The organism is Variovorax paradoxus (assembly GCF_000834655.1).
In the GTDB taxonomy this organism is placed as follows: Bacteria; Pseudomonadota; Gammaproteobacteria; order Burkholderiales; family Burkholderiaceae_C; genus Variovorax; species Variovorax paradoxus_F.
Window position 1 is genome coordinate 162,821 of the sequence record NZ_JXQQ01000008.1, and the last position, 18,558, is coordinate 181,378.

Genomic DNA, 18,558 nt, shown 5'->3' on the forward strand with positions numbered 1-18,558 from the left:
CCGTTCACCTAAAATGATTATGAACAAGTGTCATCAAGCCAAGAGCAACGGGAGAGAGCCTTCATGAAACTGATCGGATCCGCAGCCAGCCCTTATGTGCGCAAGGTGCGCGTGGTGCTGGCCGAGAAGCGGCTCGATTACCAGTTCGTGATCGAGGACGTCTGGTCCGCCGACACCACCATCTCCAACTCCAATCCGCTGGGCAAGGTGCCCTGCCTGATCATGGAAGGCGGGGAGGCGATGTTCGATTCGCGCGTGATCGTCGAATACCTGGACACGCTGTCGCCGGTGGGCAAGCTCATTCCGCAGCAGGGCCGCGAGCGCGCCGAGGTCAAGACCTGGGAAGCGCTGGCCGATGGCGTCATGGACGCCGGCGTGCTCTGGCGCCTGGAAGCCACCTGGTCCGGCCGCAACGACCACGAGCGCAGCACCACCTGGATCGAGCGCCAGCGCACCAAGGTCGTGGACGGCGTGGCCGCCATGTCCAAGGGCCTGGGCGACAAGCCCTTCTGCAGCGGCATCCACCTGAGCCTGTCGGACATCGCGGTGGGCTGCACGCTGGGCTGGCTGGACCTGCGCTTTCCCGACATCGACTGGCGTGGCGACCACGGCAACCTGGCAAAGCTGTACGACAAGCTGATGCTCCGCCCGAGCTTCATCGACACCAAACCCTGACTCTTCCCCAGGCTTCGCGCACTTCGTGTCGCGTCGCCTTCCCCCTCACCGGGGGCGACACCGGTGGCCCGGCGAAGCCGGTTCCACGGCGTCCCGCGAACAAGCCGCCGCTTTGTTTCAAAGCCCGGTGAACCTGGCGACCGCCGGAAAGTAGAGCCGGTACGGCAGCAGCCGCATCAGCTTCATCCAGAACGTGAAGCGCCGCGGAAAGTGGATCTCGAACGCGCCACGGCGCCATCCCTCGAGCATCGCCTCTGCGGCCTGCGCGGGCGTGATGAGTGCGGGCATCGCGAAATCATTTTTCGCCGTGAGCGCCGTCGTCACGAAGCCCGGCTGGATCACGCTCACGCCGATGCCGCGGGTATGCAGATCGATGTAGAGCACCTCGGCCAGATGGGTCAGTGCGGCCTTGGTCGGGCCGTAGGCCAGGCTCTTGGGCAGCCCCCGAAAGCCGGCGACGCTCGCCGTGAGCGACACGTGCCCTGCGCCGCGCGCCACGAAGCCGGGCAGCACCGCGGCAAGCACGTTCAGCGCACCGACGTAGTTGACCTGCTGATGCGCCAGCATTTCGTCGAGCGCGAAGGCGTCGGCGCGCAGCACGCCGTAGGTGGCCGCATTGAAGAGCACGAGGTCGACGGTGCCAGCCATCGCCTGCAGCTGCGCATACGCGGCGGCGACCTCGGCGGCATCGCGCACGTCGAGCGGCAGCACGATCACGCGGGGCGGCTGCGCGGCGTCGTTGTGCAGCGCCGCGAGTTCATCGAGCGCTTCGCCGTTGCGGGCCGACACCGCGACGCGCGCGCCGCCTTCGAGCAGCGCCAGCGCCGTCGCGCGGCCGATGCCCGAGGAGGCGCCGACGATCCACGCCGTCTTGCCGTGCCAGTCGGCGAGCGGTGGATTGAAGGGCTTCACCGCGACGCCTTCACCGGAAGCTGCCGAGGCGGTGCGGACGCGGCCGGTCGGATCACCAGCACCCACAGCGCCGCCCCCGCGATCACCTTCAGCACGCAGGGAAGGAGACAGTAGGCGAGCGACAGCGCCTGCAGCGCCGACGCATCGCGCGCGCCCGGCACGTAGCCGGCCAGCCCGAGCAGCGGCAAGGCGAGCCCGGCGGCCAGCGCAAGGTTGAGCTTGGTCGCGAAGTTCCACCAGCCGAAGTAGGCGCCGGCATGCGGCTGGTCGCCGGCCTCGGCAATGATTCCGGCCAAGAGCGCGCTCGGCAGCACGAGGTCCGAGCCGATCGCGAAACCCGACAGCGCGCAGACGACGAGAAACGGCACCGCGTCGCCCGCACCCATCGCCCCGGCCCATGCGAACACCGCCACCGACATGCACATGCCGCCGAGCCAGCTGCGCGCGAGCCCCCAGCGGCGCACGATGCGCAGCCACGCCGGGATCGACGCGGCGGCCACCACGAAGTAGAGGCCGAGGAACGCGGGCTCCATGGCGGCCGGCGCGCGCAGCCGGTCCTGCACGAAGAACAGCACCAGCGTGGCCGGCACCGCGCTCGCGATGCCGTTGAGCACGAACACCGCGAGCAGGCGGCGAAACGGCGCGCGGCGCAGCGGCAGCCGCAGGTCGATCGATGCATGCGGCGCGGCGGTGCGCACCGGCCGCGGCGCCTGCGTCCAGAAGACCCATCCCACCACCAGCAGCACGCCGAACAGCGCGACCATCGCGGGCAGGCCCGCCAGCGTCGGGACGACCGACGCGAGCACCACGCCGACGAGCCCCATGCCTTCGCGCCAGCCCACGATGCGGCTGCGCTGCGAGGCGTCGCCGCCCAGCATCGCGCCCCAGGACTGGTGCGCGATGCTCAGCATGCTGTAGCCCGCGTAGGTCAGCGCCAGCAGCACGGCGGCAACCACGAGCAGCGCGCCATGGCGCGCCGGGTCGATGAGCAATTGCGGAAAAAAGAGGAGCCCGAAGCCCAGCAGCAACACGCCCGCGGCGACCGCGCCGAAGCCCAGCACGGCCTGAGCCGATCGCGCATGCAGCCGGTCGCTGAGCCGCCCGAGCAGCGGATCGATCACCGCATCGAGCAGCCGCGCGCCCAGCAGCACCGCGCCCAGCGTGGCGAGCGGCACACCGAAGGCGCGCGCGTAATGGTTCGGCAGCAGCACATAGAGCGGCAGCGCGACGAAGGCGAGCGGCAGGCCGAGCAGCCCGTAGCGCACGCCGGCCAGGAGTCCGAAGGAGGCCACGAAGGGCTAGCGCTTTTGCAGCGTGTACTGCACCACGTCGATGTTGGCCTGCGAGAACGCCGCCTCGCAGTAGGCCAGGTAGAACTCCCAGATGCGCATGAAGCGCTCGTCGAAGCCCAGCTGCAGGATCTGCCCGCGCTGCGCGAGAAAGTGCTCGCGCCAGCGGCGCAGCGTCTCGGCGTAGTCGGCGCCGAAGGCGAACTCGTCCACTACCGCGAGCCCCGCCGCCTCGGCCTCGCGGCGGAATTCGCGCGGGCAGGGCAGGCAGCCGCCCGGGAAGATGTACTGCTGGATGAAGTCGGTCGAGTCGATGTAGCGGTCGAAGAGCTGGTCGTCGATCACGATGCTCTGCACGCACGCGCGGCCGCCGGGCTTCAGGAGCCGGCTCACGCTCTTGAAATACGTCGGCCAGTATTCGCGGCCCACGGCCTCGACCATCTCGATGGAGCAGACCGCATCGAACGGTGCGTCGTCGATGTCGCGGTAGTCCTGCAGGCGCAGGTCGGCCGAGAGGCCGGCGGTGCGCTGGCGCGCGAAGGCGAGCTGCTCGGTGGAGAGCGTCACGCCCGTCACCGAGGCGCCGAAGTCGAAGGCGGCCATCTCGGCCAGCGCGCCCCAGCCGCAGCCGATCTCCAGCACGCGGTCGCCGGCCTTCACGCCCGCCATGTCGAGCGCGCGGCGCACCTTGGCGCGCTGGGCGTCGGGCATCGGCCTGCCCAGGTCGCCCTCGAACCAGGCCGACGAATAGTTCATCGTCTCGTCGAGCCAGAGCTTGTAGAAGGCATTGCCCAGGTCGTAGTGCGCGTGGATGTTGCGCGAACTCCCGGCCTTGCTGTTGCGGTGCATCAGGTGCCGCACGCGGTAGACGAGGCGGCCGAACCAGCTGCCGTAGACCACGTCCTCGATCGCGCGGCGATTGGCGATGAAGACCTTGATGAGTTCGACCAGGTTCGGCGTGGTCCAGTCGCCCGCGATGTAGCTCTCGGCGAAGCCGATGTCGCCCGACTTGAGCGCGGCCTTGCAGACCTCCCAGTTGCGCAGCGTGAGCGAGGCCGTGAGGTTGCTGCTGCCGGGCGCGGCACCGAAGTGCTGCACCGAGTCGTCGGGCAGGCGCACCGTCAGCGAGCCGTGGGCGAGACGCTGCAACAGGCCCAGCACCGTGCGCGCGGCGCCGGGGGCATCCTGCGGCAGCGAAAAGCGCGAAACCTGGGGGGCGGTGGTGGTCGGAGTCATGGGTTCGCCTGCTGCTGGTGCGGATGGTCGCTGGACACGAAATGGCGGGGCGGCGCGGGCTTGGCGACGAAGGGAACGCGCTTGAGCCAGAGCCTGGCGGCCTGCCAGTGGATGCGCGCAATGAGCCCGAAGGTCATCGCGGGGTAGCGCCAGAGCGCGCGCCGTGTGCTGGCCGCCGAGAGCGGGCCGAGTTCGCCGCTCACGCTGGTCTGCAGCAGGGGGCCGTCGGCGTCGTCGTGGTCGATGCGCACCACCGTGTGGGCGAATTCGGCATCGACGAAGAAGCGGAAGCGGTAGTCGCCGCTGACCTGGCAGAACGGCGAGACGTGGAAGGCCTTGGTGGCCTTGAGTTCCTGGCCGTAGACCGGGCGGTCCAGCAGGTAGCAGTGGCGCTCGCCGAAGGTGTTGTTCACCTCGACCACGATGGCGCGGAGCGCGCCTTCGGCCGTGTGGCAGTACCAGAAGCTCACCGGCTTGAAGGTGTAGCCGAACACGCGCGGATAGCAGTGCAGCCAGGCTTCGCCGGTCGCGTCGTGGATCTGGTGGGCGGCCAGCAGGTCGTCGAGCCAGGAGAGGGCGCCGCCTTGCGCGGGCGTGCGGCCGTCGCCGTGGTCGACGTCGTGAAAGGAGAGGGCAGCCCGCCGGTTGAGCGCCAGCGACTTGCTGCCGTTCGCGCGCAGGGTGCGCATCGGCAGCATCAGGAAATAGGTCGGGTAGACGAAGGCGTTGCGCGCCGGACGCAGGCGCGCGTGGCGCACTTCGCCGAAGCCCATCAGCGGGAACGGCAAGGCCTGGCTCATGCCAGTGCCCTCGCCAGCGCGTCGAACGGTGCGCCGGGTGCCGCCACATGGGCCCGCAGGCCTTCGGCGGCCACGATGCCTGCCTTGAGGCCGTCTTCGTGAAAGCCGTAGCCCATCCATGCGCCTGCGAACCAGGTGTTGCGCTGGCCCTGCAAGGTGGGCACCGCGGCCTGCGCGCGGATCGCGGCAAGGTCGAGCACCGGGTGGTCGTAGTCGTATTCGGCCATGACCTGACTACGCTGGATTTCACGCACCGGATTCAACGAAACGATCACCGGCTGCTCCCAGGGCAGCGGCTGCAGCTTGTTCAGCAGGTAGTGCAGGCAGACCCGGCCCGATTCGCGCTCGCTGGCGGCCGCGCGCTCGTAGTTCCAGGCGGCCCAGGCCGACTGGCGTTGCGGCAGCGCCGAGGCGTCGGTGTGGAGCACGGCGTGGTTCGCCTGGTAGCGGATCGCGCCGAGCACGGCCGCTTCGGCAGGGCTCGCGTCGCCGAGCATGGCGAGCGACTGGTCGGAGTGGGTGGCCAGGATCGCGTGGTCGAAGCGCTCGGTGCCGGCATCGGTGGCGACGAGCACGCTGTCGCCCGTGCGGGTGATGCGGCGTACGGGGGTGCGCAGGCGCTTGTCCTGCAGGCCCGCGACGATCTTCTCGACGTAGTGGCGGGAGCCGCCGCGCACGGTGCGCCATTGCGGCCGGTTGGCGATCTGGATCAGCCCGTGGTTGTGGCAGAAGCGGATCATTGTCGCGACCGGGAACGCCAGCATCTGCGCGGTCGAGCAGCTCCAGATGCAGCCCATCATCGGCAGGAAGTACCAGTCTCGGAAGGCGGTGCCGAAGCGGTGGGCGTCCAGGAACTGGCCGAGCGGCTGGGCCAGTTCGCCCTCGGTGCCGGCCTGGGCGATGCGCGTGGTCAGGCGGTTGAAGCGCAGGAGGTCGGCCAGCATGCCGAGGAAGCGCGGATCGGCCAGGTTGCGCCGCTGGGCAAACACGGTGGCGAGGTTGTTGCCGCTCCATTCGAGACGGCTGCCGTTGTCGCGGGGGGCCTGGACCGAGAACGACATCTCCGACAGCGCCGTCTCGACGCCCAGTTCGGCGAACAGGCGGATCAGGTTCGGGTAGGTGCGGTCGTTGTAGACCAGGAAGCCGGTGTCGACGCCGTGAGCAACCGGGGTGGCATCTCTGGCCGAGCGCGGCAACGAGATCGTTGTGGTGTGCGCGTGACCACCGAAGTAGTCGCTGGCTTCGACGAGGGTGATGCGGGCCGCGTCGCGCAGGGCGTGCGCCGCGGCAAGTCCGGAAATGCCGGCGCCGATGATGGCGACGCGAGGGGGCTGCGTCATCGCGAGCCCCCGTTCCGGCGGGAATACAAAAATGCTGCGAGGCGCCCCGACGCGAAGGAGGGAGGGAGGGAGGAGGAGAAGAATCGCCTCGGGATTTCGACCAGACGACAAGCGCCTGGAAGACCTCGCAACATGAAAACCGGTGGGCTCTTGTCGCCCACGCAAATTATGAGCACGCCCTCGGCGGCACGGTTCCCTGTGCGGTGGTAAGCGTTTGTGACGTTCAGTTCACGAAGTGGCGGACTCATCGGTAAATAATATTACCGATTCGTATTTTTGTGAACTGGTCAGTCTTAATTTGTCCCGAGCTGCTTCTCGATGACGTTGACGAAGCCGTTCTCGTCCGGTGCCGTCATGCTCGACCAGGCCTGCACGACCTTGCCGTCGCGCCCGATCAGGTACTTGTAGAAATTCCATTTCGGCGTGGTGCCGGAGGCTTGGGCAAGCTGTTTGAACAGCGGATTGGCGTCCGTTCCGCGCACCGACGACTTGGCGAACATCGGAAACTTCACCCCGAACGTGCTTTCGCAGAAGTCGGCGATTTCCTTGTTCGAGCCCGATTCCTGGGAGAAATCGTTCGATGGGAAGCCCAGCACCACGAGCCCGCGGTTGCGGTATTTCAGGTCCAGCGCTTCGAGGCCCTTGTACTGGGGCGTGAACCCGCAGAAGCTCGCCGTATTCACCACCAGGACCACCTTGCCCGAGTACTGGCACAAAGTCTGGGGCTTTTCATCCTGCAGGCGCGGGAAGGTGTGTTGAAGGATCGCAGGGCATCCGGCAGCTTCCGCCGCAGCGGGCGCGGCAGGGGCGGTCTGGGCGCTCGCCGGCAGTGCGGTAAACAGTCCCGCCACGAGGGAAACAGCTGGTGCGCAGCGCCAGAGCGTCGACAATAAGAAAAGGGTTCGCATGGCGGGCTCCTGGTTCAAAAAAGGGGGGTGTGCATCCGTGCCGCCACGGCGCACGTATCCGCATCATCGCGCGTCTGTCATGGGCGCGCCAAACGGGCCGACTAAAATCGGCGGCCATAGAAAGACTTTGATGCTCTATCCGGAACTCTTCAGACAACTCGAATCCGTCCGCTGGGACATGGACAAGGACATTCCCTGGCAGTCGTTCGATGCTTCCTTGCTGACGGAAGAGCAGGCCCAGACCATCAAGATGAATGCCATCACCGAGTGGGCGGCGCTGCCGGCGACCGAGATGTTCCTGCGCGACAACCGGCACGATAGCGATTTTTCCGCTTTCATGTCGATCTGGTTCTTCGAGGAGCAGAAGCACTCGCTGGTGCTGATGGAATACCTCAAGCGCTTCAGCCCCAAGCACGCGCCCACCGAAGCCGAACTGCACGAAGTGCGCTTCGATTTCGACCCCGCCCCCCCGCTCGAGACCCTCATGCTGCATTTCTGCGGCGAGATCCGCCTGAACCACTGGTACCGCCGCGCGGCCCAGTGGCACACCGAGCCGGTCATCAAGCACATCTACACCACGCTGAGCCAGGACGAAGCCCGCCACGGCGGCGCCTACCTGCGCTACATGAAGCGTGCGCTCGAGAAGTTCGGCGACGAAGCCCGTGCCGCGTTCACCAAGGTCGGCGTCCTGATGGCCAGTGCCCGCCGCACCGCCCAGGCCCTGCACCCGACCAACCTGCACGTGAACAAGGCGCTGTTCCCCAACGACACCATCCAGAGCCGCATGCCCGATCCGGACTGGCTGGAGCACTGGCTCGACAAGCAGATCAAGTTCGATGCCGTCTGGGAAACCAAGGTCGGCGAGCGCATCCTGCACAACCTGAGCCTCTTGATGAACCGCAGCTTCAAGACCGTGCAGGAGCTCAACCGCTACCGCAAGGAAGTCGCCGCGACCCTGGGCCCCAGGCCCGAGTACCAAGGCGCATAAGCAGAAACATCGCCCCGCAATCCGGGGCGATTTTTTTGGGCGTGCGGTGTCACAACCCGCAGTCGCCGAACGTCTAATCGGGCATGGACGACCCGACCCTCACCTTCGACAGCCACCGTCGCCGCCTCCAGGGCATCGCCTACCGCATGCTCGGCTCCGTTGCCGAGGCCGAAGAGGTGGTTCAGGACGCCTGGTTGCGCTGGCACGAGGCCGACAAGGCCAGTTTCGACAGCGCCGAAGCCTGGCTCGTGACCGTCGTCACGCGCCTGTCGATCGACCGGCTGCGCGCTGCCAAGGTCCAGCGCGAGCACTACATCGGCGCCTGGATGCCCGAGCCGACGCTGACCGAGTCGCCCGATACGCCCGAGGAATCGCTCGAGCGCGCCGACAACATCTCCGTCGCCTTCCTCGCCGTGCTCGAGCGCCTCGCTCCCGAGGCGCGCGCCGCCTTCCTGATGCGCGAGGTGTTCGATGCCGACTACGACGAAGTGGCGCTCACGCTCGGCAAGAGCGAAGCCGCCTGCCGCCAACTGGTGCACCGCGCCAAGGCGCAGGTGCAGGACGCCCGCCCGCGCTACCAGGTCTCGCGCGAAACCCACCAGCGCCTCTTGCGCGCCTTCGCAGACGCCGCCGCGCGCGGCAGCATGCAGGACCTGAAGGCGCTGATGACCGAGGAGGTCGAGCTCATTGGCGACGGCGGCGGCAAGGTGCAGACCTTCAGCAAGGTCCTCACCGGCAACCAGCGCCTGGCGCAGCTCTACTTCTCGCTCTGGCGCCGCATGGGCCCGGCGGTGCGCATGGAGATGGTGGAAATCAACGGCGAACCCGGTCTCCTGCGCTTCATCGACGGCGAACTCGAATCGGCGCAGACCTTCGAGATCGAGGACGACCGCATCGCGCGCATCCGCGTGCAGCGCAACCCGGACAAGCTCGCGCGCATTGCACAGATCGTTGCCTCGAAATAGTTCGCGCGGCGTGTCACAGGGCCGATGGCTGGCCCGTCTTCAGTGGGTAGGAAGCAGATTTTTCAACCACCCAACCGGAGCCTTCTCATGAACACGACCCCTCGCCTGAACTGGTTCAAGACCATCCCCAAGACCTTCCAGGCCATCCTGGGCGTCAACGAGAGCATCGACGCCAGCACCGTCGGCAAGACGGTGCTCGATTTCGTCTTCGCCCGCGTCTCGCAGATCAACGGCTGTGCCTATTGCCTCGACATGCACGTGCGCGACCTGCGCAAGCAGGGCGAAGGATGGCAGCGCATCAACAGCCTGGCCACTTGGCGCGAAGTGAGCTTCTTCAACGAGCGCGAGCGCGCGGCGCTGGCCTGGGCCGAATCGCTCACGCGCCTGGCCGATCACCACGACGAGCGCGAGGCCGAGTTCGAAGCCCTGAAGGCACAGTTCAGCGACGTCGAGATCGCCGAGCTCACCGTGGCTATTGCGCAGATCAACACCTGGAACCGGATCAACGTCGGCATGCGCGTGCCGGTCGCCGTGAAGACGCTGGACTGAGACCGGCCCTTCAGCGGCGCTCGACCACCATCGGCGCGATCCGCAGGCTCTCGCGCAATTGCGCGACGGCTTCGCTGGCGGCATTGCGCGAGGCGAAAGGCCCGGCCTGCAGCCGGTGCGTGCCCGCCTCGCTGAACACGCGCAGCTGCGGCGCCAGCGAAGGCAGTCCGCGTGCGGCCTGGCTCAGCATGGTCTCTGCGCCGTCGCGTTCGCGGAAAGCGCCCAGTTGCACCCAGAAGCCCGCCACCGGGGCGGAGGATGGCGCAGCGCCCGACTCGGTGGCCGGCGGCGCTGCCTGTGCAGCGGGCAACTCCGCAGGTGCGATCGGCGCCACGGGCGACTGGGGCACGACCGGCATCGCCGAAGCCACCGGCGCACTCATCGCCACCGGCGCGACCCATGCCGAGGGCACGGGCACCGACACCGCCACGGCGCCTTGCGGCTCCGACGGGGCCGCGGCGGCATACGCCGTCCCCGAATCCCTGCGCCACGCGCCGGTGCGGATGTCCTCGTTCGTGATCCGCTCGATTTCCACCGGCGCCACGCCGCGCAGCAGGTCCAGCTTGAGCGCGGCCGTATAGCTCAGGTCGATGATCCGGCCGTCCACGAAGGGCCCGCGGTCGTTCACCCGCACGATCACCTCGCGCCCGTTGGCGGGGTTGCGCACCCGCACATAGCTGGGCAGCGGCAGTGTCTTGTGCGCGGCCGTCATCGCGTACATGTCGTAGGGCTCGCCGCTCGCGGTCGATGCCGCATGGAACTTGCGGCCGTACCACGAGGCGATGCCGGACTCCTGGAACGGCCGGTCGTCGGTGATCGGCTGGTAGCCCCGGCCCAGCACCGTGTAGGGCTTGCTGGTGCCGCCGCTGCCGCGGATCGGCTCGATGCGGGGCTCGGCGTCGGGCACGCGATCGAGATCCGGGGGAATGTTCGTCCCAGCGCCGTCGCGGCCGCTGGAGGCGCTGCCGCCGCTGCGTGTGCCGCTCGCACAACCGGCCAGGAGGACGGCGACGGCAACCGCGCACGCAGCCAGCGCGGTCGTCGTGCGGGTGCGGGCTCCCTCAGCCAAATACCGCCTTCCACAACGCGAGCATGGCTTCGCGTTCCGCGGCCAGTGCGGGCGGTGTGACCTGGGTCGGCTCCTCGTTCAGGCGCGCGCGATGCTGAACGCGGCGCAACTCGCGGTAGGCCCGTGCCGCGCTGCGGCCGATGCCTTCGGGCAGGAGCCCCGCCAGCTCGGCGCGCAACAGCAGCGCGATGTTGCCCACGTTGGGGATCAGTTCCGGGTGATCGCCAGAGGACGACAGCACCAGGAACTGCACCGCGAACTCGGCATCGACCATGCCGCCGGGGCTGTGCTTCACGTCGAAGCGGTCGGCTTTCACCGGCCGGGCGCTGCGCAGCTTGTTGCGCATCGCGATGATCTCGGCCTTGAGCGCCTCGCGGTCGCGCGGCGACACCAGCACGGCCTCGCGCACCTGGTCGAAACGCGCGCCCAGTTCGGCGCCGTGGTCCGCGCTGCCCAGCACGAAGCGCGCGCGCGTCATGGCCTGGTGCTCCCAGGTCCATGCGGTGTTGCTGCCGCGCCTGAGCTGGTACTTCTCGTAGGCCTCGAAGCTCGTGGTGAGGAGGCCCGAATTGCCGTTGGGCCTGAGCGCCGTGTCGATCTCGAACAGGTCGCCCTCGCGCGTCTTCACCGTGAGCCAGTTGATCAGCTTGCGCACATAGGCCGCATAGACCTCGCCGGCGCGCTCGTCGTCATCGTCGTAGACGAACACGATGTCCAGGTCGCTGCCGTAGCCCAGCTCTTTGCCGCCCAGCTTGCCGTAGCCGATGATCGCGAACTGCGCCACCTCGCGGTGGCGGTTGCGCACATGCGGCCAGCACCAGCGGGCAGTTATGCGCAGCGTGGTGTCGGCCAGCGCGCTCAGGTCGTCGGCCACCTGCTCGACGGTGATGCGGCCGTCCACGTCGCGCGCCAGGGTGCGGAACACCTCCGCATGGTGGGCATGGCGCAGCAGGTTCAAGAGGCGCTCTTCGTCGGCCTCGCCGGTGCGGGTGAGCGATGCGCGGCGCGCCTCGAGCTCGCGCTCGAACTCGTCGGCCACGAAGCGGCCGGACAGCATCTCGTCGCTTGCAAGCTCGTCGATCACGCCCGGGTGCTGCATCAGGTAGCGCGCGGGCCACTTCGCAGCGCCCAGCAGGCGCAAGAGGCGCTCCTGCACCGCGGGCCGCTCGACCAGCAACGCCAGGTAGCTCTCGCGGCGCATCAGCGGCTCGATCCAGTCGGCCCAGCGCATCGCGGCATCGACGTGGCGCGGCGTCTGCCCCGCGCCGTCGCCGTCGGGTTCCTTCAGCCACTGGCCGGTGCGCTGCACCAGTTGGCGCAGGCGCCCCCGGGTTTCCTCGCGCAGGGCGAGCACGCGCGGCGTCTCGCACCAGTCGCGGATGCGCTCGGCGAAGACGGGCGGCAGGTCGTCCAGCAGGTCCGCCAGGTCGGCAGGCGCCGCGGCCTTCTTGCCGCTGCACTTGCCGTTGCAGGGTTTCTCGCCGCCGAGCAGCTTGTCGAACTCCTGCGCGACGAACTCGCGATGCGTGTCCAGCTGCGCGAGGAAGGGGCAGCAGTCGGCGTAGCCCATCGACTGCGCGATCCAGCGCAGGTCGTCGTCGGCCACCGGCAGCACATGGGTCTGCTGGTCGTCCAGGTACTGGATGCGGTGCTCCACGCGGCGCAGGAACTCGTAGGCCAGGGCCAGCGCGTCGGCGGTTTCCTGCGGCATCAGGTTGGCGCGTGCGAGGCGTTGCAGCGCATCGAGCGTGGGCCGCGTGCGCAGTTCGGGGAATTGCCCGCCGCGCACCACCTGCAGGAGCTGCACGGTGAATTCGATCTCGCGGATGCCGCCGCGCGAGAGCTTGACGTCGTTCGCGCGCTCGGGCCGGCCGGCGCTGCGGCGCGCCGACTGCTCGCGGATCTGCCGGTGCAGCGTGCGCAGCGAATCGAACACGCTGTAGTCGAGATAGCGGCGGAACACGAAGGGCAGCACCGCGCCGCGCAGGCCCTGGGCATGGCCGCCCAGCACGACGTCGCGCGGCGCCACCACGCGGCTCTTCATCCAGGCGAAGCGCTCCCACTCGCGGCCCTGCACCTGGAAATACTCCTCGAGCGCGTCGAGCGAGACCACGCTCGGCCCCGAGTTGCCATTGGGCCGCAGCGCCAGGTCGACACGGAACACGAAGCCGTGCTCGGTGGTGTCGCCCACCAGCGCGTAGATGCGCTTGACGGCGCGCGAGAAGTACTCCTGGTTCGCCAGCCGCCCGCGCCCGTCGGCGTCGCCCTTGGTCTCGCCGTCCAAGTCGTACAGGTAGATGAGGTCGATGTCGCTCGACACGTTGAGCTCGCGCGCGCCGAGCTTGCCCATGCCGATCACCCAGAGCTGCGCGCGCTGGCCTTCAGGGCCGAGCGGCGCGCCATGCACGGCATCGAGTTCGTGGCAGGCGTCGGCGCAGGCGATGTCCAGGGCGAACTCGGCCAGTTCGGTGACCGCGGTGGTCACCACGGCAAGAGGGGCCTGCCGGTCGCAGTCGAGCGTCACCAGCCGCTCCATCACCAGCTGCCGGACAATGCGCAAGGCATCGCCCACCGCATCGCCGCGCTGGCGCAATGCCTCGAAGGCCACGGTCATCGACTCGCGCCGCGGCTCGCCGGGAGGAAGCAATGCAAGCTCGGCCGCATACCTGCGACGAAGGCGCTGGACGAAACGGGAGTAGGAAGAGAACGCGACCTGCGCGTCCGGCGTCGAAGTGGCTGGCAACTGGTTCACACTGCTATCGGTTTCCGTGGAACCCCTCTGAATGCTGGCGGTCATAATTCCCGACACAGCGCGATCCTCAATGAACGACACGGCGTCTACCCCTTCACGTCTGCTCAAAATCACCGCTGTGACGGCGCGCTGGCTGTTGGGTTTGCTGATCGCTGCATGGCTTCTGCTGGCGCTGTCAGTCGTTGTCCTACACGCGTGGATTGTGCCGCGAATCGGTGATTTTCGCGGCGCACTGGAGGCACAGGCTAGCAAGGCCATCGGCGTGCCGGTGCGCATCGGCTCTATCACCGCCCGCCCCGAGGGGCTTTTCCCCGCCTTCGAACTGCGCGACGTGGTGCTCCAGGATGCCGACAAGCGCGAGGCCCTTCGCCTCGTGCGCGTGGTGGCCAGCGTGTCGCCGCGATCGCTCTGGCGCCTGAACTTCGAGCAGCTCTACATCGAAGGTCCGCAGTTGGACGTGCGCCGCGATGCTCAGGGAAAACTCCATGTGGCTGGATTGCACATGGACACCGATACGACCGGAGAGACCCGCGCCGCCGACTGGTTTTTCGCGCAGCGCGAGCTGGTCATCGAAGGCGGTACCGTGCGCTGGACCGACGAGCAGCGCAAGGCCGAGCCGCTGCTGCTGACCGACGTGCGCTTCGTGGCGCGCAACGGGGGGCGCCGCCACGGTCTTCGGCTCGACGCCACGCCGCCGGCCGGCTGGGGCCAGCGCTTCACGCTGCGCGGGCAGTTCCGCCAGCCGCTGCTGTCGGTGCGCACCGGCCGCTGGCAGACCTGGGACGGCCAGATCTACGCCGACCTGCCCTACATCGACGTCACCCGCCTGGGCCGATATGTCTCGCTCGACGCGCGCATCCGCGAAGGCAGCGGCGCAGTGCGCCTCTGGGCCGACGTGGAAGACGGCCAGCTTGTGGGCGGCGCGGCCGACCTGGGGCTCGGCAGCGTCGATGCCTCGCTCGGCAAGGGGCTGCAGCCGCTGGTGCTGCGCTCGGTCACCGGGCGCCTGGCAGGCCAGCTGGACGACAACACGCTCGAGTTCTCGACCACCGCGCTGCAGTTCGACACGTCGGACGGCCTGCGCTGGCCCGGCGGCAACCTCTGGCTGCAGCACACGCCGGCCAAGGGCCGCACGCCGGAGAAGGGCGCCCTGCGCGCCGACCGGCTCGACCTGGCCGCGCTCGCGCTCATCGCCGATCGCCTGCCGCTGGGCGAAGCCACGCACCGCGTGCTCGACAGCTATGCGCCGCGCGGATTGGTCGAACACATCGACCTCAACTGGCAGGGCTCGCTCGGCGCGCCCGACAAGTACCAGGCACGCGGCCGCGTGAGCGGCCTGCGCGTCGCCTCGCAGCCGGCGCCTGCAACACCGGCCTCGCCGGCCATTCCCGCGACCCCCGCGACCCCCGCCACCGCAGCGGCAACGCCCCCTCACGCCCACCCCGGCACGCCCGGCCTGAGCGGTGCCACCGTCGACTTCGACGCCACCCAGACCGGCGGCACGGCCACGCTGGCCATCGCGCAGGGCACGCTCGAATTCCCGGGCGTGTTCGAGGAGCCCGTCATCCCGATCGACCGGCTCACGACCCAGCTCCAGTGGAAGCTGGACAACGGCAACGCGCAGGTGCAGGTCGCCAAGCTGCGTTTCGCCAACACCGACGCCGAAGGCGATGCCGAAGCGACCTGGCGCACCAGCGATCCGGCCGTCTCCAGCGGCAAGGGCCGCTTTCCCGGCGTGCTCGAGCTGCAGGGCAAGCTCACCCGCGCCGACGGCACGCGCGTGTTCCGCTACCTGCCGCTCGACATCCCCCAGCACACGCGCGACTACGTGCGCGACGCTGTCACCAAGGGCACCGCCAGCACCGTCGACTTCCGCGTGCGCGGCGACCTGCACGACATGCCTTTCAAGGACCCGAAGCTGGGCGACTTCCGCATCGCCGCCAAGGTGGCGGATGTCAACTACGCCTATGTGCCGCCCTCGCTCGCGGCCGCGTCGCCGCGCGGCGCGGCGCCCGCGCCGGTGTGGCCGGCACTCACCGGCCTTTCGGGCGAACTGGTGTTCGAGCGCGACAGCATGCTGGTTCGCAATGCGCGCGGCCGCCTGGTCGGCGCCACCGGTGTCGAGGTGACCAAGGGCGAGGCGCAGATCCCCGAACTGTCGCACCACGCGCAAGTGCTGCGCGTCGACGTGCAGGCCAAGGGTCCGCTCGGCGAGGTGCTGCGCGCGGGTGCGCCGCTGGCCGGCGAGACAGGCGAGATCATGCGCGCCGCGCGCGCCACCGGTTCGGCCGACTACAAGCTGCACCTGGAGCTGCCGCTCGCGGCGATGGACAACGCCAAGGTGCAGGCCAGCGTCGTGCTGGCCGACAACGAACTGCAGCTCGTGCCCGAGGCGCCCTCGCTCACGCACAGCAAGGGCACGCTGAACTTCACCGAGACCGGCTTTTCGTTGGCCGGCGTGCAGGCGAAGCTGCTGGGTGGCGACATCCGCATCGAAGGCAAGGGGCGCTTCACCGGCCCCAACCGCGAGGTCGCGCTGAAGGCGCAGGGCACGGCCACCGCCGAAGGCCTGCGCAGCGCGCGCGAGGCCGACTGGCTCGCGCGTCTGGCCGCCAAGGCCACCGGCAGCACGCCGTATGCGGCCACGTTCTCGGTGCGCGACGGCGCCTCCGAACTCCTGATGACGAGCAGCCTGCAGGGCCTCGCCCTGCAGCTGCCGGCACCGCTCGTGAAGACGGCCGAAGAGCAGATGCCTCTTCGTATCGAGAAGAAGGTGCTGGCGCGCGAGACCCGCGATTCCCGCCAGGGCGGCGTCACCGTCGCCACGCAGGACCAGCTCTCGCTGGAGCTGGGCCGCGTCGGCTCGGTCCAGTTCGTTCGCGACATCTCGGGCCCCGAGGCGCGCGTGCTGCGCGGCAGCTTCGGCGTCGGCCTCGCGGCCGGCGAGACCGCGAGCCTGCCCGACAAGGGCGTGTTCGCGAACGTCAACGTGGCCAAGCTCGACATCGCCGCATGGGAGTCGCTCCTGGGCGCCGCAGCAAGCAGTGCCCCGAGCGAAACCCCCGGCACCGGCGAAGACGCCGCGCAGGCCTACCTGCCCACGCGCATCGCGGTGCGCGCGCAGCAACTGGGCATCGCCGGGCGCACCCTGCACAACGTGGTGCTGGGCGGCACCCGCGAGGGCGCGCTCTGGCGCGCCAACATCGACGCCACCGAATTGAGCGGCTACGCCGAGTACCGCCACACGCAGGCCGGCCGGCTCTACGCGCGGCTCGCGCGCCTGAAGATCGCGCCTTCCGAGGCAACGCAGGTCGAGGCCCTGCTCGACGAGCAACCAGGCACGCTGCCCGCGCTCGACATCGTGATCGACGACTTCGAGCTGCTCGGCAAGCGCCTGGGCCGTGCGGAGATCGATGCGGTCAACCGCGGCGGCGCGGGCCGCGAGTGGCTCCTGAACAAGCTGACCTTCACCATGCCCGAGGCGAGCTTCGCGGCCAAGGGCACCTGGGCCGCCATCCCCGGCGCCGCGGCCGCCCAGCGCCGCACGGCCATGACCTTCAAGCTGGACATCGCCGATGCCGGCGACCTGCTCGCGCGCTTCGGCATGCCCGGCGTGCTGCGGCGCGGCAAGGGGCGCATGGAGGGCGAAGTCAACTGGCGCGGCTCGCCGTTCTCGCTCGACTACCCGAGCCTGGGCGGGAATCTTCAGGTCGATGTGGAGTCGGGCCAGTTCCTCAAGGCCGACCCGGGCCTGGCCAAGCTCCTGGGCGTGCTGAGCCTGCAGGCGCTGCCGCGCCGGCTCACGCTGGACTTCCGCGACGTGTTCAGCCAAGGGTTCGCCTTCGACTTCATCCGCGGCGACGCCAAGATCAACAAGGGCATCGCGAGCACCAACAACCTGCAGATGAAGGGCGTGAACGCCGCGGCGCTCATGGACGGCTCGGCCGACATCGTGCGCGAGACGCAGAACCTGCGCGTGGTGGTGGTGCCCGAGATCAACGCGGGCACCGCCGCGCTGGTGGCGACCGCCATCAACCCGGCCATCGGCCTGGGCACCTTCCTCGCGCAGTGGGTGCTGAGCAAGCCGCTCGCCGCCGCCGCCACGCAGGAGTTCCACATCGAGGGTACCTGGGCCGACCCCAAAATAGCCAAGGTTCCGCGCACGCTGCAGCTGCCCGGCCAGGCGGGCCAGGCAGGCCAGGCAGGCCCGACGGGCTCCTCGACCGCGGAAGAAGGCAAGAACACGGAGACCACACAATGAAAGTCGCAGCCATCCAGATGGTGTCGGCCATCGCCCGCGAAGCCAACCTCGCACGCGCCCACGACCTGCTCGCAGAGGCCGCCGCGGCAGGCGCCGAGCTCGCGGTGCTGCCCGAGTATTTCTGCATGATGGGCGCGCGCGACACCGACAAGCTGGGCCTGCGCGAGACGGCCGGGGCGGGCATGGTGCAGGGGTTCCTGGCCGATGCGGCGCGCGAGTTCGGGCTGTGGATCGTGGGCGGCACGCTGCCCATCGAGAGCACCGATGCCGAGCACGTCTTCAACAGCTCCCTGGCCTTCTCGCCCGATGGAAAGTGCGTGGCGCGCTACGACAAGATCCATCTCTTCTTCTTCGACAACGGCACCGAGCGCTACGACGAACGCCGCGTGATCGCCCCGGGCGCCAAGCCCGTCGTGTTCGACCTGCCTTCGCGCGACGGCCACAGCTGGCGCATCGGCATGAGCGTCTGCTATGACCTGCGCTTTCCGGAGCTCTACCGCGCGCTCGCCAAGGAAGGCGCCGACCTGCTGCTGGTGCCCAGCGCCTTCACCCGCACGACCGGCGCCGCCCACTGGGAGGTGCTGCTGCGCGCGCGCGCCATCGAAAATCTCGCCTGGGTGGTGGCGCCCGCGCAGGGCGGCACGCATGAAAACGGCCGCCAGACCTGGGGCCAGTCGCTTGTCGTGGACCCGTGGGGCACGGTGGTGGCCCAGCAGGCGAGCGAAGAAGGCGTGGTGCTGTTCGACATCGATGCAAGGCAGATCGAGCGCACGCGCACGCAACTGCCCGTCCTGTCGCACTGCGTTCTCTAGCG

General features: G+C 69.0%; 14 protein-coding genes. 6 read left to right on the forward strand and 8 right to left on the reverse strand.

Features of this window, described 5'->3' with window-relative positions:
• Positions 1–63: 63 nt before the first annotated feature.
• Complete coding sequence (locus RT97_RS03345) at positions 64–675, forward strand: glutathione S-transferase N-terminal domain-containing protein (protein ID WP_042577368.1); 612 nt, start codon at positions 64–66, stop codon at positions 673–675.
• A 117-nt stretch (positions 676–792) separates the two neighbouring features.
• On the opposite strand, the gene RT97_RS03350 is transcribed toward RT97_RS03345, so the two are convergent.
• From RT97_RS03350 to RT97_RS03375, 6 genes are all read right to left on the reverse strand, one after another.
• Complete coding sequence (locus tag RT97_RS03350; protein WP_042577369.1) at positions 793–1,587, reverse strand: SDR family NAD(P)-dependent oxidoreductase; 795 nt, start codon at positions 1,585–1,587, stop codon at positions 793–795.
• The gene (locus RT97_RS03355; protein ID WP_042577370.1) at positions 1,584–2,879 is read right to left on the reverse strand and encodes an MFS transporter; all 1,296 of its coding nucleotides are present in this window, start codon (positions 2,877–2,879) and stop codon (positions 1,584–1,586) included. Before RT97_RS03355 ends, RT97_RS03350 begins: the two co-directional genes overlap by 4 nt.
• A gap of 6 nt (positions 2,880–2,885) precedes the next feature.
• A complete protein-coding gene (locus tag RT97_RS03360; RefSeq protein WP_042577371.1) occupies positions 2,886–4,112 on the reverse strand; it encodes an SAM-dependent methyltransferase in 1,227 nt (408 codons plus the stop codon).
• Positions 4,109–4,912, reverse strand: coding sequence for a DUF1365 domain-containing protein (locus RT97_RS03365; protein ID WP_042577372.1), 804 nt, complete (start codon positions 4,910–4,912; stop codon positions 4,109–4,111). The genes RT97_RS03360 and RT97_RS03365 overlap by 4 nt, the downstream gene beginning before the upstream one ends.
• Positions 4,909–6,252 carry an NAD(P)/FAD-dependent oxidoreductase gene (locus RT97_RS03370; protein WP_042577373.1) on the reverse strand — a complete coding sequence of 448 codons (1,344 nt, stop codon included), beginning with the start codon at positions 6,250–6,252 and terminating at the stop codon, positions 4,909–4,911. The genes RT97_RS03365 and RT97_RS03370 overlap by 4 nt, the downstream gene beginning before the upstream one ends.
• Before the next feature lie 293 nt (positions 6,253–6,545).
• Positions 6,546–7,160 carry a glutathione peroxidase gene (locus RT97_RS03375; protein ID WP_042577374.1) on the reverse strand — a complete coding sequence of 205 codons (615 nt, stop codon included), beginning with the start codon at positions 7,158–7,160 and terminating at the stop codon, positions 6,546–6,548.
• Between the two features lie 130 nt (positions 7,161–7,290).
• Between RT97_RS03375 and RT97_RS03380 the strand changes: the two genes are divergently transcribed.
• The 3 genes from RT97_RS03380 to RT97_RS03390 all read left to right on the forward strand — a co-directional run bounded on the left by RT97_RS03380 (position 7,291) and on the right by RT97_RS03390 (position 9,662).
• Positions 7,291–8,148, forward strand: a complete 858-nt coding sequence (locus RT97_RS03380) for a ferritin (protein ID WP_042577375.1) — start codon at positions 7,291–7,293, stop codon at positions 8,146–8,148.
• An 83-nt stretch (positions 8,149–8,231) separates the two neighbouring features.
• A complete protein-coding gene (locus RT97_RS03385) occupies positions 8,232–9,113 on the forward strand; it encodes an RNA polymerase sigma-70 factor (protein ID WP_042577376.1) in 882 nt (293 codons plus the stop codon).
• 87 nt (positions 9,114–9,200) lie between these two features.
• The gene (locus tag RT97_RS03390; RefSeq protein ID WP_042577377.1) at positions 9,201–9,662 is read left to right on the forward strand and encodes a carboxymuconolactone decarboxylase family protein; all 462 of its coding nucleotides are present in this window, start codon (positions 9,201–9,203) and stop codon (positions 9,660–9,662) included.
• 10 nt (positions 9,663–9,672) lie between these two features.
• Here RT97_RS03390 and RT97_RS03395 read toward each other — a convergent pair whose 3' ends face one another.
• Both RT97_RS03395 and glnE read right to left on the reverse strand, forming a co-directional pair.
• The gene (locus tag RT97_RS03395; RefSeq protein ID WP_042577378.1) at positions 9,673–10,731 is read right to left on the reverse strand and encodes a septal ring lytic transglycosylase RlpA family protein; all 1,059 of its coding nucleotides are present in this window, start codon (positions 10,729–10,731) and stop codon (positions 9,673–9,675) included.
• Complete coding sequence (glnE, locus tag RT97_RS03400) at positions 10,724–13,528, reverse strand: bifunctional [glutamate--ammonia ligase]-adenylyl-L-tyrosine phosphorylase/[glutamate--ammonia-ligase] adenylyltransferase (protein ID WP_042577379.1); 2,805 nt, start codon at positions 13,526–13,528, stop codon at positions 10,724–10,726. Before glnE ends, RT97_RS03395 begins: the two co-directional genes overlap by 8 nt.
• A gap of 25 nt (positions 13,529–13,553) precedes the next feature.
• On the opposite strand from glnE, the gene RT97_RS03405 reads away from it, so the two are divergent.
• Both RT97_RS03405 and RT97_RS03410 read left to right on the forward strand, forming a co-directional pair.
• A complete protein-coding gene (locus tag RT97_RS03405) occupies positions 13,554–17,744 on the forward strand; it encodes a YhdP family protein (RefSeq protein WP_042577380.1) in 4,191 nt (1,396 codons plus the stop codon).
• The gene (locus RT97_RS03410) at positions 17,741–18,556 is read left to right on the forward strand and encodes a carbon-nitrogen hydrolase family protein (protein WP_042577381.1); all 816 of its coding nucleotides are present in this window, start codon (positions 17,741–17,743) and stop codon (positions 18,554–18,556) included. Before RT97_RS03405 ends, RT97_RS03410 begins: the two co-directional genes overlap by 4 nt.
• Positions 18,557–18,558 lie beyond the last annotated feature (2 nt).

Excerpts from the sequence above, each read along its gene's own strand:
- RT97_RS03380 (WP_042577375.1), top strand. The coding sequence starts at position 7,291 with ATGCTCTATCCGGAACTCTTCAGACAACTCGAATCCGTCCGCTGGGAC.
- RT97_RS03360 (WP_042577371.1), bottom strand. The coding sequence starts at position 4,112 with ATGACTCCGACCACCACCGCCCCCCAGGTTTCGCGCTTTTCGCTGCCG.
- RT97_RS03375 (WP_042577374.1), bottom strand. The coding sequence starts at position 7,160 with ATGCGAACCCTTTTCTTATTGTCGACGCTCTGGCGCTGCGCACCAGCT.
- RT97_RS03410 (WP_042577381.1), top strand. The coding sequence starts at position 17,741 with ATGAAAGTCGCAGCCATCCAGATGGTGTCGGCCATCGCCCGCGAAGCC.
- RT97_RS03365 (WP_042577372.1), bottom strand. The coding sequence starts at position 4,912 with ATGAGCCAGGCCTTGCCGTTCCCGCTGATGGGCTTCGGCGAAGTGCGC.
- RT97_RS03345 (WP_042577368.1), top strand. The coding sequence starts at position 64 with ATGAAACTGATCGGATCCGCAGCCAGCCCTTATGTGCGCAAGGTGCGC.
- RT97_RS03385 (WP_042577376.1), top strand. The coding sequence starts at position 8,232 with ATGGACGACCCGACCCTCACCTTCGACAGCCACCGTCGCCGCCTCCAG.
- glnE (WP_042577379.1), bottom strand. The coding sequence starts at position 13,528 with ATGACCGCCAGCATTCAGAGGGGTTCCACGGAAACCGATAGCAGTGTG.
- RT97_RS03370 (WP_042577373.1), bottom strand. The coding sequence starts at position 6,252 with ATGACGCAGCCCCCTCGCGTCGCCATCATCGGCGCCGGCATTTCCGGA.
- RT97_RS03390 (WP_042577377.1), top strand. The coding sequence starts at position 9,201 with ATGAACACGACCCCTCGCCTGAACTGGTTCAAGACCATCCCCAAGACC.
- RT97_RS03405 (WP_042577380.1), top strand. The coding sequence starts at position 13,554 with ATGAACGACACGGCGTCTACCCCTTCACGTCTGCTCAAAATCACCGCT.